Genomic DNA, 13,367 nt, shown 5'->3' on the forward strand with positions numbered 1-13,367 from the left:
AGCACAACGGACAAATGGGCGGACGGACCGGAGGGCACCCGCGTTCCAAGCGCTTGGCCGCGAGCCTGTGATCCGCGTCCTGCTCCAGTCAGGAGGTCGACCGTGGCACGTGTGCGGCGGCGCGATGTTAGCGGGGCGACGCCGCCAGCACCACGCCGTTGATCCCCCGGCAATAGGTTGGCTCCAACGTGACCACGGTGCCGGCCGAGGTCCGACAATTTCCGCCGGTCTGAGCTGGGATCACCGCGGTCGTGGTCGCCGCGACCGGAGGAGGGGGTGGTGAGAGACGCATCGCCGAAGCCGGAAACCACGCAAGCGCACAGGTCGGCGCCAAAGCGCGCCGGACACGGTCGGGCTGCAGAACGGCCGAGGTGCCGTCCGCAAAGGTGACATCAACCGCGGACGCGGCCTTCCCTCCCTTGAGCGACGCGAGCAGAATCGAATGCGGCAGGTCGTCCCACGACCGGGTGTCCACCTCCGCGTTCATGCTCTGTGCCGCGGCCTGGGCGATCAGGCCCGCCAGCATCACGATCGCGCCGGCCGCAACCGCGTTGCGGTCGTTGCCGTACGCTCCCGCCGTCATCACGCCGGCGCCGGCCACCGTCGCCCCGGCTCCCGCCGCACCGGTCGCCATCTTAGTGTCGGCCTTCACCGCCAGCACCTTGTCCATGTCGCGGCCACCCCGGGTCGTCGCCTGGAAGAAGAGATCTTCGGCGACGGCCATCGGCGTGGCCGCGGCGTTCGCCTTGGCCAACACGTCGGCCTGTAAGGCCGCCCGCTCCCGGTAGGCGAGCTTTTCACGGTATTGCCCGTAGGCTTCTTTCGCCGGCCCGAGGCCGGTTTCGGCCACCACCAGGAGATCGTCGCCGGGGTCCGGCGCCTTCAGCGCCGGACGCAGCGAGGCCGCATCCCGGAACGCTTCGTCGGCCTGCCCGACCTCCCCCAGGCACCGGCTCGACCAGCCATCGAGCCAAGCCGCCACGGCAAAGTCCTGGCGGAACCGTTCCGTTTCAGCGAAACCGTCCTGGAGCATGGCGCCCCGAAAGCTCGCCCGCGCGTTCTCGTAATCGCCGGCCATGAGATAGATGAGGCCGCGGTAGTAATAGGCCATCGCCCGTTCGTGCGGTTCGCCTTTGAAATCCTTCACCGATTCGGCGTGCCACACCGAGCGGGCCTTTTCCGCCTGCGGGTTGTCGGCGTAGACCTCCTCGATGCCCGCAAGGGCCTTGTCGAACGCCTCGGCCGCCAGATCATCCCGCCCGAGATCGAGCGCCGCCTTGCCGACGCGCATCCAGTTCAGGACGGCGTTGCGCTTTCCCTCGACCACGACCGCGCGGTAGTAGGGCTCAAGGAGCGCCGGGCGACCGTCAGACAGCGCGCGAACGGTGGGAGCGGCCCGGACGGCCGCCTCCGACGTCCGATCGGCTTGCCCCGTGGTCTGGCACGCCGTGAGGATCACCAACGCACCGGCGGCCAACGTGCGGCAAAGCCGCGCCGTCATGACGTCGGCGCACCGGTCACCCGCGCCGGGACCACCATCGTTGACCGTTGCGCGTCGATCAACGCCTGCAGGAAGAACTCGTCGGTCACCAACTTGCGCACCGCCTCGGCCAAGGCCTTTTCGGAGGCCTCCTTCACGGGCTCGCCTTCCATGAGCATCACGCCCTCGACGCGGCCTTCGCTGGTGATGCCTTTGCCGTAAACCATCCGGCCATCGGCGCCACGCACCTGAACGTTCAACTGCACCTCGGCGACGTTGTCCGCGGACCAGAAGCCCGTCTTGTAATCGGCGTAGAAGCGGTTCACGTCGACCAGCACGAACACCGGCCCATCGCCTTGTCGGAAACCACGGTCGAGCAACTCCCGCTCGATTGACGCGCGCACCAGCGACGGGATGTCCTGCTTGGCCCGGATAGCCGCCATCTCCATGCCATAGCCATTCTTCTTCACGCTGATCTTGTCGCGGTTCGACGGTCGGGTGTCGTTGGTCGTTACCTTCACGACGACGCTGTCAGCGCCGGGTACCGGCGCCGACACCACAGCCGGCTTGTACTGGAGGTCAACCTGCGCCTCGACGAGCGCGCAACCGGACACCAGGAAGGCGCAGAGCAGCGCAAGAGACGCACACTTGGAAATTTTTGACGGCTTCATACCGAATCCACATAAGTTGAATACCGCCATGTTTCGACAATGAAACACGGTGAGAACGTTTGCATTTGCGCAATTTTGTCTGGATCGTCGGCTCGTCGCAACATAAAATGCGAAAAAAGTACGTGAGAGGCAATTTTCAATGGCGTCATCCTTGGTGACTCGCGCAGCTCGCGTATGGCTGCCGGGAGCGCTTTTCCTTATTGGGGTCGGCGTTTCGGGCTGTGCATCGACCGCAAACACGGCTGGGGTTGCCCCGGCGGCGCTGGATCCGTCGCGGCGGGGGCCGGTCGGCGGTGTCGGCATCGAGGGCGACGACGTGATCGCGATGACCGACCGCATGATGCGGGATATGCTGCAGTCCCCCGTGCTGGCTAACACGGCGCGGCCGCCGCAGGTCATCGTCGATGGAGAGTATTTCCACAACGAGTCGGCGCAGCGCCTGAACAAGAACGTGATCGCCGATCGCCTGCGCGTCGCCCTGAACAACGCGGCGGCTGGCCGCATGGTCTTCGTCGCCCGGCACAACGCCGACATGGTCGAGCAGGAACGCCGCCTGAAGCGCGCCGGCAAGGTCGATGTGGGCACCACCGGCCTCACCAAAGCGGCCGCCGGCGGCGATTACCGCCTGAGTGGGCGGATCAACTCGATCGACGCCGTGAACGTCCGTTCCGGCGTCGCCCAGCGCTACAACCAGGTCGTCTTCGAAATGGTGGACCTGGAACGCGGCACCATCGTGTGGAGCGGCATGTATGAATTTTCCCGGGCGGCGGCCGATGACGTGGTCTATCGCTAGGACAGTCGCCCTCGCGGCGGGCCTTGCCACGGTCCTGACCTCCGGCTGCACTCCCGCCCCGGTGGTTCAATGCGATTTCACGCCCCTGGTGCTTGGCACCGCGCCATCCCCCTCCGGGGCGCGGCTCGAACCAATGGTGGCTGGAACCCTGCAGGCGATTCCGCTCAACGCGGTGTCCATCACCGATGGGGGCCTGCGCGGCCGGGTCATCGTCCAAAGCGTCACCGCCTCGCGGATGTCCAGCGGCGACGTCGCGGTCGGAGCGCGCCTCTTCAATTGTGGCGACGCGCCGTTGCTCGCCGAAGGCCGTACCACCTTCTTCGATAACGCCCAACGGCCGACGGAGGCGCCATCGGCGTGGCAGCGCCTCGTCATTGAGGGACGATCGTTCACCGATTACCGTGAAGTGTCGGTGTCGCGTGAGCGGGCCGATGCCTATCTGATCGAATTGCGGGGCGGCTCATGATCGGACGCGCCCTTGTCACCGCCGTTCTGGCGGGTGCGGTTCCGGCCATCGCCCAGGAGGGAGCGTGGTATCGCCCGGAGGTGCCCGAGGTGCTGGTTCCGGGTCCGTCGGGGTTCAATTCGGTCGGTGCCGCCTTCGCGAGCGCGTACCGGGGGCAGGGCCTTCCTCGCGTCACGGTGTTGTGGATGAGGTCGCCGTCCGACCGGGGTGTCTACGAGCGCCGCACGGTGGATCGCATCGAGAACACCGTCGTCGTGGGCCGCGCTGCAATCAGCGGCATTGAGGGGGCACCGGTGGTCGACGTGGTGTCCGCACACCGGGTGCTGCACCGCGAGGAAACCACCGGCGTCTACGCTGAGCCGTCGCAGAATCTGCTGACGCCGGCCGCCTCACGCGCCGCCGAGGCGGCGTTCCTCCAGGCCCTCATCCGGGCGGGAACGCGGATTGCCGACCACACCGCGGTCAACCGACGGTCAACCGACGTCACCGCGGCCGACGCCGCGGCTCGCACGACGTCGGCGGATCTCCTGGTTGAGGTCATGGCGATCCCCGACGGCACCGCGGCCGGGGGCCTGTCCTACCGCGTCGACGTCCGGACCATGCCTGGCGACACGCTGCTTGTCTCCTTCGTCACAGCCGCCGATCCGCGTCCTGGTACCGATTCGGCCTTCACGACGGCACCGGGACGAGGCTATGTCGAGGTGCCGGGCCCGGCGCTCGGCCAGGAGCTCGCATGGCAGACCATGGAGCGAATCACCGAGGCGTGGCGACGTTGACGACGGAAAGGCCAATGATCGTCTGGAGCGCGATCACCCGATGGCGCCACCTTGGCGCCACGCACCGACGGTGGCCCGCTCGCTCCGCCTGGATCTCCCTGATGATGAACCTTTCGGCAATCGCCAGGATTAACGATTCGGTAAAGGCTGAGGACCGCCGGGCAGGGGAACTGGTCGCTCAGCACGAGTCGGTCGCCGCCGAGGACGTGCACGGCGCGGTTCTCAACCTGCTGCCTTCCGCTCCCGGAGCCGTTCTCGACGTTGGCACCGGAACCGGCCGTGACGCGGCTTGGCTTGCCCGACTTGGCCATCAGGTCGTTGCGGTGAAAGCCTCCGCAGGAATGCGCGCCTGAGCGCAGCGGCGGCATGGAAACCCACGCATCCGCGGGACCGACGATTGGCTGCCGGGACTGGAGCGGGTTCAGCGGCTCGACCTGGCCTTCGACGCTTATCCTGCTCAGCGCCGTGTGGATGCACGTTGCGCGGCTCGACCGGTGCCGCGGCACGGCCCGCCCCGGACCGCGCTATGCACCCGGTGTCGATGGCCGAGGTCAAACAGCTCGTCGTCGAGCACGGTGCCATAGGGCGTGCCGACACAGAAGTGTTCCATTACAAGGGTGACAACAACCGTGCTGCCGTATGCGAACGCGCTTTCCGCGATGCCCGGAGCGGCCAAGGCGGTGGCATGGTCTGTGGTTTCGGCGGGGACATTCGCCTTTGGACAGGCCTCGGTGAAGCTGTTGAGCGAACGATTGCCTCCCGCAGAGTTGGCGTTCCTTCGGGCAAGCGTCGGAGTCCTGATCGCTATCGGCGCCTGGAGGCTGCTCGCCGAACTGCGCAAGGCGCGTCATCCCTTCTGGTTTGCGGCGCGCTGCATACTGGGTGTCATCGCAATCTACGCGTTCATGGACGCCATTGCGCGCATTCCCCTGGCCCTCGCCACTTTGGTCCTGTTCAGCCGTCTGCTCATCGTACCGGCCCTGGCGTGGCTGCTGCTGAACGAACGCGTCGAGCCGAGTGTGTGGGGCGCGGTGCTGGCGGGACTGGTGGGGATCGCCGTGGCCTTGACGCCGACGCTGGGCGAGTGGCGCGACACTGGTGCCATCTCCGCCTTCATCGCCGCCATTGCTTCCGCCGGTTCGCAAGTCGCGGTCCGGCGTCTGGCGCAGGCGCACAGCGCCGGCGTTATCGTGATCGTCAACTCGGCGGCGGCGGGGTTGCTGCTCGCCTTTCCCGCAGCGGCGGTGTGGGTCACACCGCCGCTCGGCGATTTACCAGTGCTGGCGGCCGTTGCCGGTTTCGCCCTGATGGCACAGTACGCGGCTGCACGGGCCTTTGCCGGCTCCCGTGCCGCGTTTGTCGCCTCGATGGATTTTCTGACGGTGCCGATGACCGCAGCCATCGGGTTTCTGGTGTTCAGCGAAACGATCACGCCGCATCTGGTGATCGGCTCAGCGCTTATCCTCGCGAGCACGCTTTACATCGCATGGCGCGGCACTCACCACGTCCTGCGTCTGCCAGAGACGCAGAAGTCCGCGTAATTTCTTTCATCAATAATGATTATGACCTGACGAACTATTTTCCTTAGAGATCAAACACTGCTCTTGACCTCCTGTTTTCTGACCAATGACATTCAGGAGCACACGCGATGGTGTGCGTTTGGATGTGGCAGAAGGGACAGTCATGAGCCATGCGGAGCCACGCTCGGTCATCCTGGGCCGACACCGGACAACCGTCCGTTTGGAGCCGGCGATTTGGGATGCTCTGAGCGAAATCGCTACGCGCGAAGGGCGCACCGTGAACCAGCTTTGCACCGAGTTGCATGAACGCTGGCAAGGCCACAAAGCCCAGAACTTCACGGCGGCCCTGCGCCGGTTCGTGATGGCGTACTTCCGGAAGGCCGCCACGCGTGCCGAACCACCGGAACCTGGCGCTGGGCGGGCCACCGTCCGTCACGCTCTGGACGCTGTCGGCGCGCCCGGCCCATCCAAAGAGGCGACCGGCTTGCAGCAGCACAAGGATCACGCACCGAAACGGCTGGCGCGGCCCAAAAGAGCACCCCAAGCGGGCAATACATCGGCCACCGATTCGGCTTGAGCGGTACAAACCTTCAAAAATCCATCTTTTTCGGACCACAGGGCGCATACTCTACTCGCTTAAAAGATACAACTTCGTCATAGTTACGATTAATGAAGCAGATGTGACTTGAAATAATACCTTTTGTTGCAGAGTGGCGCACAACCGATGAGAGGACGATGTCCAAGCGTATGACCGCCGGCAATGCGTCCATTCCAGACGCCTTGATGCACATCGTGTCCGCCTCGGACCAGATGGGAGCGATCGCCTACGTGTTCCACAACGACCGCGTCGTTCACGCCAACCGGCAGGGACGGCTGGTCTACCCCTCTCTCGACTGGTCCGGCTCCGTGTGGTTCGACGATTGCTTCCGCGCCGCTCTGTCCGATCGTCGGATATTGGACGCGGATGTTCTCGGGGACCCGGAGGGGCATTTGGTGGCGGCGAAAGTAATGCGCGCCCGCAGCCGGGCATTTCGGTTTCGCCGCCGCTACGGCACCATCGACTACGACCGCCACCACATCGGCCTGGACGCCTCCTGGAACGCGCAGATCTGGTTTCCAGTGCGGCACGAGTCCGTGGGGGACTTTGCACTCACCCCGGACACCAAGCCTTGGGAACTGCGTCGGTACGCGGAGCGCGAACGGGCGCTGTCCCGCGTGGCTCAGGCGCTGGACGGCCTGGGGGTGGCGTTGGCGGTGCTCCGTGCCGACGGTGCTCTGCTCGACGCCACCCGCTCCATGGAGCAGGTTTTGGCGGCGCGGGCCGGTCTGGAGATCGACGACAAGGGACGCATTGCGGCACCGCCAACCACCACCGCGCGCTTGCGGCGGGCGATCGCCCGCGTGGCCGCGCGGGAAGCGCCGGGCACGGTGGTGCCGTTGCGCCTGGCAGGCGTCGCCGAACCGGTGCATGCCGGCGTCCTGCCCGCCGGGCCACACGACCCAACCGTGCTGCTCACGCTGGAATGCGGCGGCGCGGGCAACGCCGAGGCGGCGCTTGCGGATGCCTACGGATTGACCGCTCAGGAAGCGGCCGTTGCCGCGCGCGTTGCCGCCGGCCTTACGGCCGAGGAGGTGGCGCTCGACATGGGGCGCGCCCTGCCGACGGTGCGCACGCAGCTGAGCGCGGCACGGCAGAAAATCGCCGCGGACCGGCAGCACCGGCTCGCGCATGTCCTGACGCGCGCCGCGGCGATGGTCGGGGGATTGGCCCCCAAAGCACAAGGAACCGTGAACCATGGAAGAACGCAGCGCGTTCATCGAACAGTACGACCTCGGCTTCCTCACCGCCCGCCTGGTGAAACGTGGGATGCCGATTGACGCGGCCACCGCGTCGGTGGCCGACTTCCGCGCCCTCGTGACAGCGCTGGTGCGGCACCCCGACACGCCCTTCGCGGCGTGGGGACGCGTGGAGGACGCCCTACACGAGTTCATCCTCGACACCGCGCGTTACCGGGCGTTCTGCTCGGCCGCCGTGGGCCGCTTCATCGATCATGATCCCAGCGCCTTCGGCACGGACGCGTTCCGCGCGGCCTGGGCGAACAGCGTGGGCATCCTGGCCAAGGAGTTCGGCATCGCGCTGAACCCCGATTCCGATTCCGGGGAGGGTGACGCCAGCGGCGCGGCCATGTGCATGGTCACCATGTCGGCGGCCATGTGCATGGTCACGCTCGCCGCGGCCTGACCACACGTCCGGCCGCCGGTTTCCGGCGGCCGGGTCCCCCGCCCGAACCGGGCCGTTCCCGCCGTGCCCATTTCCGATAACCGACAGAAACTTCCGGTGCCTCGCTCCCTCCCCCTGGTGGCCTGTGCTCTCATCCTGTCCCTGGTTGCCACACAGGCCTCCGGCGGCGTGATCGAGTGTTACCCGTGGCAAGTCCGTCCGACTGGGGTCAGCGATGGCCCGAAGTTGGAAGCCTATCGCCCCGGAAACGGTTGGGTGAGCGTCCGGCCGCGAGGGGTCGACGGACCGCGCCCTGATGGCTCCTGCTCCACCGAGCGTTTTCTCGCCGTCCTCGCCAAGACGAAAACAGTGTTGGCCATGGCCGAGGCGCGTCTGGTGGCGTTTTGCGCACCGCAGGACCTCGCCGATGGCGAGGTCGAGGCGACGGTGCTCTTCGACGGCGTCGACCTGCAGCGCATTCTGTCCGAAACGCAGTTGGCGCAACCGTTGGATGGGTCGGCAAAAGTCAATTGGTGCGAGCGCTGAGCCTGATGAACGCCCGAGCGGTAGCCGTCCCGGCCTCCCTTGATGCCACCATCCGGAACGGCGCACACCGGGTGATCCTGAGTTGATGTGGTGGACGGCCCTTCCACCTTTTTGAATCGGTGGCGTGATCGGGCGAAGCCCTCCATGCAGAGGGCGAGTCGTCGGGACATCTGGGGAACCCGCGGCCCACATCGGGGCGGCCGTCCTTCCCAAACGCGCCGGCATGGCGCGGGATCGCCTCACGCGTGAGGGTCGGCCCGAGAGGATATGACTGATGGGGCCGCGCCTGTCCAGGCCTCGACCGCTGGAGCCGGCGCGGCCTTATGCAGCCCTGCCTTGACAGCCCCCTCTCCGACTAGTCTGGCCAGAGCGCGTGTGGTGACCGGCTGCCCCGTTCGGCGCAGGTACGCGGCGGCCGCTTCCGCCTCCGCGCGGGTCGGCCGGTAGACGCCGTTGAACAGCAGGTAACGCACCGGATCGGCGTACGCGTGCGGGGCGTCGGTGAAATGCACCATGAGCGTGCCCTGCCACACGCCGGCCTCGGCGCAGGCCCCGACGAAGCGGTAGGGCCAGCCGACCATCAACCGCGCGGCAAGGTCGAGCAGGCGGGCCCGCGTGGCCGGCCCCATCGCCTCAAGCCCTGCCCCCTTGGCGGGACGCTCGGGCGACCGTGGATCGCCGCCCCACAGGTGGGCCACCATCGTCCGCAGGTCGTCGCCGCACCGCGGTCCGGCCAGGAGGCGCAGCACGTGGTGCAGAAGGTCGAAGTACCGGACGGAGTACATATGGTACTCGCCGAGTTGCGCCCAGCCCCGGCGCAGGATGGCCTCCTGCCGCCGCTGGAAGGGCAGCGCCTCGGACGGAGCGGGCACACAGGGGGTTTGCGCGAGGTCCGCGCCGCAACGGTGACAGGTGCGCGGATCGTCCGCCCGGATGACGACCACGGGAGCACCGCAGTCGCCGCATCGGTCGGCGAGGATGACCCCGTGCCGCGTGCAGACCGCCGTCAGGGCGAGGCGCCAGGATCGCCGCAGGTAGGGGATGCCATCGGCCAAGCATGCCGGGCAGAACTGCTGTGCCGGCCGGTGCCAGATACCGCCGGCGATGTCGGAGCGCGTCACCCATTTCGTGCCGCCTTTCCGCCCTTCCGTTGGCGCGTGCGACTCAAACAGTTGGCCAACGAACGCCTTCAGGGTCGTGGCAGCCGCCAGTTCGGGGTTGGTCAGCGTGCCGGCGGCCATGACATCGGTCACCGCCGCGCTGCCAAGATGGTCGATGTCGTGCGTCTGATGCAATTGGCCGGGCCATGCCGCATGCATGAAAGTGATTGGCTGCATGCCGTGGGCCACCGCTGTGCGCGCGATCCAGGAGGACAGCAATTCGTCCTCCAGCGGCTTCGGCCGGCACGGCCACGGACGACCGCTCATGGCAGCCCCGGCAACTCAACGTCGATCTTGCGCTGCGACGGCGGCTGGTAGCGGATCCGCTCCAGGGTCTTCAGCGTGATCCGCTCCTCGCCGGTTTCGATCGCGAGGACGGCGGCGCGGCTGATGATCTTGAAGAACTCGCCGATCGCCCCTTCTCCGCGACGCAGGATGTCGCGGGCAAGTGCGTCGTCGTCCCCCAAGTACGAGGCCTCGCGCAACGGCATCAGGGCCTCGAAGGACGCCAGAAGTTCACGGAAGGCGTCGCCGTCGCGCCAGGGGCGAAGCTGGAAGACCTCGAAGCGGTTCAGCAGCTGGGCGTCGTGCTGCGCCGTGGTGCGCGCTCCCTGGGTGCCGGCGAAGACCAGGCTGATGCGCAGCGGCGCCTCGTTGCCCAGCGCCCGGAAGAACGCTAAGACGCCATCCCGCTCGTTGGGTCCGGCCTGGTTCAGGTTGTGCAGCTCGTCCACCAGGAGGACCCGCGTGCCGACCGCTTCCAAGATGGTGAGGACGGCGCGGCGCAGTTCGCGCCGGATCGCGCCCGGCGCGTAGGGGCAGCCGAGGCGGTCGAGGATCGTCTGGTAGACGATACCCAGGGTCGGATGCTCCGGCATGTCGATCTTCACGACGGGGATCAGCGCCGTGTCGTGTTCGGGCCGGGGCAACGGCGGGTGGTCGGCTTCGAAGCGCTCGAGCAACGTCGACTTCCCGTTGTTGGTCGGGGCCTCGATCAGGACGTTTTCCGGACGCTGCTGCTTCGGGGCCTCCAACAGCAGACGCATGGCCGCGTAAGGCTCGCGCGCCGAGGCGTAGGGAATCCACATTTTGGTGCGTGCACGCTGGATGCGCTCAGCCTTCGGCAGGGCAAGCAGGGGAACCGTCGACGGGTGCAGGTGATCGTAGGCCATCATGACCAGCCCTCCAGGTCGGCGACCGGCCGGACGCGCCGGGCGGGCGGTGCCGCCGGCTCGGCCGGCTTGGACGGGGCGTCGGGGGTGGCCGGGGCGGAGGGCGTCACTGTCGGACGTTCCGGCGTGTGGGCCTTCGCATCCTCTCGGCGGCGCTCCTGCCGGCGCCGGGCGGCCGCCGACTTCCGCGCGGCCTCGGCGTCGATGTGGCGGCAGCGCTCAATGGCCCGGTAGATCGCGTTCTCGTCGTCGGCGTCCTGCCCCAGCCGTTTCAGTTCGGCGACCGCTTGCTCGACTTCCCACAGAGCGACCGGCGGCCGATGCCGGTCCCGCTGCGGAACGTCGTAGTATTCCTGCGTCTCCGGATTGTAAAAGTAGACCACGCTCACGTTGCGGGGATCATACCGCACTACGTACTTGCGCCCGTCCCTCCGACTGGCGAACAGCCGCAGCAGGTCGCTTTGGTAAGTCAGCCGGTTCAGCCGGATGCCGTAGCTCTGGACCGTACGGTACTCCACCGGCAGGAAGTCCTTGAGCAGCCGCCCAGGGTCCGCCGGCATCCGGGGAAGACCTCGGCCAGGTAGCCGATCGCTGCCGAGAAAGCTATGCTCGTACGCCTTCAACGGGGTGGTCCCGATCGCCGAGTGCTTGTCTCGGTGATAGCGATCGACGATCCTCACAGCAATCCGCTCTTCCGCCTCCTCCAAGGTCAGCGCCGCACCGGCGCGCCCATCGTAGTCCTTACCCCGCTCAGCCACGCTGCTGAAGGTGTAGCCGGGAATGAGGCGGACATCCGCCATCATCGTGCCGACCAGACGCTCGATACGACCGCCGAAATAGGGCTGGCCAAGTGGACGGAACTCACCGCGGATGCGCCACTGCCGACAGCCGAGCTGCAGGCCGCGGCTATCGAACTCGGTGGCGTTGTCAGTGAGAATGGCCTCGTCGATGCCCCACACCGGGTACGGCGACTCGAGTTTGTGGCGGCGGCAGAACTCGGTCTTGTCCAGAATGCCGTGGGTCAGCGCCATGGCCACCGACAGGGTCGACGGGCGGTGGATCGACAGGTAGAAGCCCTTGACCACCCGGCTGTACTCGTCGATGGCCAGCGTCAGGACCGGGCGGGTGACCGCATCGCCGTCCTCGGGGCTGACGACGAAGAAGTCCGCCACCGTGTGGTCGATCTGAATGCGTTGCAGCGGCCACCGCGCCGGGTCGTGCGTCCCGTAGGTCTGATGGTGTCGGCGCTCGGCCGCCATGCCGCCGTAACGCGCCCGGTCGACCTCCTTCGGGTCGAGTTCCCGGATCCGCTCGCGGATCGTGTTCGGCGCCACGGCGCCGAGGTTGGCGCGGCGAAGGCGCCGCTGGGCTTCAACGATGACGTCGACCGGCCGCGCGCCCGGGGTCGGCACGTAGACCTCCTCGATTACCGCCGTGATGACCTGCTCCGCTGCGGGGGCAATGCGCTTGCACCGGCGCCGTTTGCGGTAAGCGTGCGGAATGAGGCAGGTGAGGGACCCCTCGGACTCGTACCGGTGCATCAGCCCGTACAGCGTCGAGACGCTGAGATCGAGGCGGTCGGCCGCCGCGCGAACGTCCTGCTTGGACCGCCGCCGCAGCGCCAGCAGGGCGTCGATCTCGTCCTGCCGCCGGCGCCCGACCTCCAGCTGCGGCTCAGTGAACTCCGCCAGATCGGGGATCGCCCGCCGCTGTGCCGCGGCCGCCCCCCGCCACGGCGCTAGGACGGCCGTCGGACGCACCCGCCGCTCGCCGGTGACCGTGTCCTCCACCAGGACGCTGTCCAGGGAGACGACCGAGACGACAACCCCGATCCGCCCACCGAGGTCGACCTCTGTGCCAGGCTCGAGCCGGAAGGTGAGCGGGGCCGGCAGATCGTCCCCGGTCATGGCGCCGCCTCCACGACCAGGTCCATGCCGATCGGCGCGCGCGGGTCGGCGCGGAGCGTGCGGTTAGCCAGCATCGGCCAGAACGCCGTGTAGAAGCCCACGCGGTCGGCGCGGTCGGGACAGAGCGTGCGCACGAGGTCGAGCACCGTGCGCGGTCCGCCCGCCAGGGCGGCCAGGATTGTCCCGGCAAGGGCGGGATCGGGTGTGACGTCCCGGTATGCCGCGAGGAAGCGGGCGTTCTCGAACCGCACGGTGCGGATGGTGAGTTCGGTGACGATGCGGAACCGCATGCCGTTGGCCTGCGCCCAAGCGCGCGCTTGGCAGTACTTGTCGCGATCGTTGGGCCACCGCTTGCGGAACTGGTCCCGGTACTTGACCTCGTAGATGACGACGCGGTCACGGTAGGTGACCTTGAAGTCGGGGGTGTAGCGGCGCGGCTTGCCGTCCGGGCCGGCCAAGGTCAAGGTGACAGGCTGTTCCAGGATCTCCAGGACATCGTCGCGGGCGCCGAGCAGCGTCAGAAAGTCGCGCTCCAGCCCCGATTCGAAGCGGACGTCGCCGCTGCCGTCGGGCAGCACGTGGCGTCCCGTGAAGCTGCGTGTGTTGGGCTTTATGATCCGCCGCCGCATCCTTCACCCTCCGATCGTATCTTGGT

General features: G+C 67.4%; 15 protein-coding genes. 9 read left to right on the plus strand and 6 right to left on the minus strand.

From position 1 onward, the window contains the following. Positions 1–127: 127 nt before the first annotated feature. The gene (locus tag AMK58_RS13600) at positions 128–1,501 is read right to left on the minus strand and encodes a COG3014 family protein (RefSeq protein WP_059399001.1); all 1,374 of its coding nucleotides are present in this window, start codon (positions 1,499–1,501) and stop codon (positions 128–130) included. Then, positions 1,498–2,490 (minus strand): YajG family lipoprotein, encoded by a 993-nt coding sequence (locus AMK58_RS13605; protein WP_236778137.1) that lies wholly within the window; start codon positions 2,488–2,490, stop codon positions 1,498–1,500. Before AMK58_RS13605 ends, AMK58_RS13600 begins: the two co-directional genes overlap by 4 nt. Between AMK58_RS13605 and AMK58_RS13610 the strand changes: the two genes are divergently transcribed. From AMK58_RS13610 to AMK58_RS30475, 9 genes are all read left to right on the plus strand, one after another. Next, a complete protein-coding gene (locus tag AMK58_RS13610) occupies positions 2,477–2,944 on the plus strand; it encodes a penicillin-binding protein activator LpoB (protein WP_236778138.1) in 468 nt (155 codons plus the stop codon). The genes AMK58_RS13605 and AMK58_RS13610 overlap by 14 nt on opposite strands. Then, the gene (locus tag AMK58_RS13615; protein ID WP_137165150.1) at positions 2,925–3,410 is read left to right on the plus strand and encodes a hypothetical protein; all 486 of its coding nucleotides are present in this window, start codon (positions 2,925–2,927) and stop codon (positions 3,408–3,410) included. Before AMK58_RS13610 ends, AMK58_RS13615 begins: the two co-directional genes overlap by 20 nt. Beyond that, positions 3,407–4,186 carry a hypothetical protein gene (locus tag AMK58_RS13620; RefSeq protein WP_035684260.1) on the plus strand — a complete coding sequence of 260 codons (780 nt, stop codon included), beginning with the start codon at positions 3,407–3,409 and terminating at the stop codon, positions 4,184–4,186. The genes AMK58_RS13615 and AMK58_RS13620 overlap by 4 nt, the downstream gene beginning before the upstream one ends. Before the next feature lie 14 nt (positions 4,187–4,200). Next, the gene (locus AMK58_RS13625; RefSeq protein ID WP_051141123.1) at positions 4,201–4,539 is read left to right on the plus strand and encodes a class I SAM-dependent methyltransferase; all 339 of its coding nucleotides are present in this window, start codon (positions 4,201–4,203) and stop codon (positions 4,537–4,539) included. Between the two features lie 234 nt (positions 4,540–4,773). Next, the gene (locus AMK58_RS13630) at positions 4,774–5,727 is read left to right on the plus strand and encodes a DMT family transporter (RefSeq protein ID WP_143265679.1); all 954 of its coding nucleotides are present in this window, start codon (positions 4,774–4,776) and stop codon (positions 5,725–5,727) included. Between the two features lie 142 nt (positions 5,728–5,869). Further along, positions 5,870–6,283 carry a ribbon-helix-helix domain-containing protein gene (locus AMK58_RS29540; protein ID WP_079285625.1) on the plus strand — a complete coding sequence of 138 codons (414 nt, stop codon included), beginning with the start codon at positions 5,870–5,872 and terminating at the stop codon, positions 6,281–6,283. 158 nt (positions 6,284–6,441) lie between these two features. After that, on the plus strand, positions 6,442–7,584 hold the full coding sequence (locus AMK58_RS13635) for a helix-turn-helix transcriptional regulator (RefSeq protein ID WP_059399003.1): 1,143 nt from the start codon (positions 6,442–6,444) through the stop codon (positions 7,582–7,584). Next, positions 7,574–7,948 carry a glycine-rich domain-containing protein gene (locus AMK58_RS13640; protein WP_059399004.1) on the plus strand — a complete coding sequence of 125 codons (375 nt, stop codon included), beginning with the start codon at positions 7,574–7,576 and terminating at the stop codon, positions 7,946–7,948. Before AMK58_RS13635 ends, AMK58_RS13640 begins: the two co-directional genes overlap by 11 nt. A 255-nt stretch (positions 7,949–8,203) precedes the next feature. After that, positions 8,204–8,473, plus strand: a complete 270-nt coding sequence (locus AMK58_RS30475) for a hypothetical protein (protein WP_137165151.1) — start codon at positions 8,204–8,206, stop codon at positions 8,471–8,473. 239 nt (positions 8,474–8,712) lie between these two features. Here AMK58_RS30475 and AMK58_RS13645 read toward each other — a convergent pair whose 3' ends face one another. From AMK58_RS13645 to AMK58_RS13660, 4 genes are read right to left on the minus strand one after another with little or no spacing between them, the layout of a single operon-like run. After that, positions 8,713–9,900, minus strand: a complete 1,188-nt coding sequence (locus AMK58_RS13645; protein WP_079285627.1) for a TniQ family protein — start codon at positions 9,898–9,900, stop codon at positions 8,713–8,715. Then, a complete protein-coding gene (locus AMK58_RS13650; RefSeq protein WP_035684255.1) occupies positions 9,897–10,808 on the minus strand; it encodes a TniB family NTP-binding protein in 912 nt (303 codons plus the stop codon). The genes AMK58_RS13645 and AMK58_RS13650 overlap by 4 nt, the downstream gene beginning before the upstream one ends. Beyond that, positions 10,805–12,712, minus strand: a complete 1,908-nt coding sequence (locus AMK58_RS13655; RefSeq protein WP_059399005.1) for a Mu transposase C-terminal domain-containing protein — start codon at positions 12,710–12,712, stop codon at positions 10,805–10,807. The genes AMK58_RS13650 and AMK58_RS13655 overlap by 4 nt, the downstream gene beginning before the upstream one ends. After that, the gene (locus tag AMK58_RS13660) at positions 12,709–13,341 is read right to left on the minus strand and encodes a TnsA endonuclease N-terminal domain-containing protein (RefSeq protein WP_051140446.1); all 633 of its coding nucleotides are present in this window, start codon (positions 13,339–13,341) and stop codon (positions 12,709–12,711) included. The genes AMK58_RS13655 and AMK58_RS13660 overlap by 4 nt, the downstream gene beginning before the upstream one ends. Positions 13,342–13,367: the final 26 nt, after the last annotated feature.

The sequence above is a fragment of the Azospirillum brasilense genome (genome assembly GCF_001315015.1).
GTDB classification, from domain to species: Bacteria; Pseudomonadota; Alphaproteobacteria; order Azospirillales; family Azospirillaceae; genus Azospirillum; species Azospirillum brasilense.

Coding starts and splice junctions, on each gene's coding strand:
- AMK58_RS13640 (WP_059399004.1), top strand. CDS start 7,574: ATGCCGATTGACGCGGCCACCGCGTCGGTGGCCGACTTCCGCGCCCTC.
- AMK58_RS29540 (WP_079285625.1), top strand. CDS start 5,870: ATGAGCCATGCGGAGCCACGCTCGGTCATCCTGGGCCGACACCGGACA.
- AMK58_RS13615 (WP_137165150.1), top strand. CDS start 2,925: ATGACGTGGTCTATCGCTAGGACAGTCGCCCTCGCGGCGGGCCTTGCC.
- AMK58_RS13635 (WP_059399003.1), top strand. CDS start 6,442: ATGTCCAAGCGTATGACCGCCGGCAATGCGTCCATTCCAGACGCCTTG.
- AMK58_RS13605 (WP_236778137.1), bottom strand. CDS start 2,490: ATGCGGTCGGTCATCGCGATCACGTCGTCGCCCTCGATGCCGACACCG.
- AMK58_RS13660 (WP_051140446.1), bottom strand. CDS start 13,341: ATGCGGCGGCGGATCATAAAGCCCAACACACGCAGCTTCACGGGACGC.
- AMK58_RS13620 (WP_035684260.1), top strand. CDS start 3,407: ATGATCGGACGCGCCCTTGTCACCGCCGTTCTGGCGGGTGCGGTTCCG.
- AMK58_RS13655 (WP_059399005.1), bottom strand. CDS start 12,712: ATGACCGGGGACGATCTGCCGGCCCCGCTCACCTTCCGGCTCGAGCCT.
- AMK58_RS13645 (WP_079285627.1), bottom strand. CDS start 9,900: ATGAGCGGTCGTCCGTGGCCGTGCCGGCCGAAGCCGCTGGAGGACGAA.
- AMK58_RS13650 (WP_035684255.1), bottom strand. CDS start 10,808: ATGATGGCCTACGATCACCTGCACCCGTCGACGGTTCCCCTGCTTGCC.
- AMK58_RS13610 (WP_236778138.1), top strand. CDS start 2,477: ATGACCGACCGCATGATGCGGGATATGCTGCAGTCCCCCGTGCTGGCT.
- AMK58_RS13625 (WP_051141123.1), top strand. CDS start 4,201: ATGATCGTCTGGAGCGCGATCACCCGATGGCGCCACCTTGGCGCCACG.
- AMK58_RS13600 (WP_059399001.1), bottom strand. CDS start 1,501: ATGACGGCGCGGCTTTGCCGCACGTTGGCCGCCGGTGCGTTGGTGATC.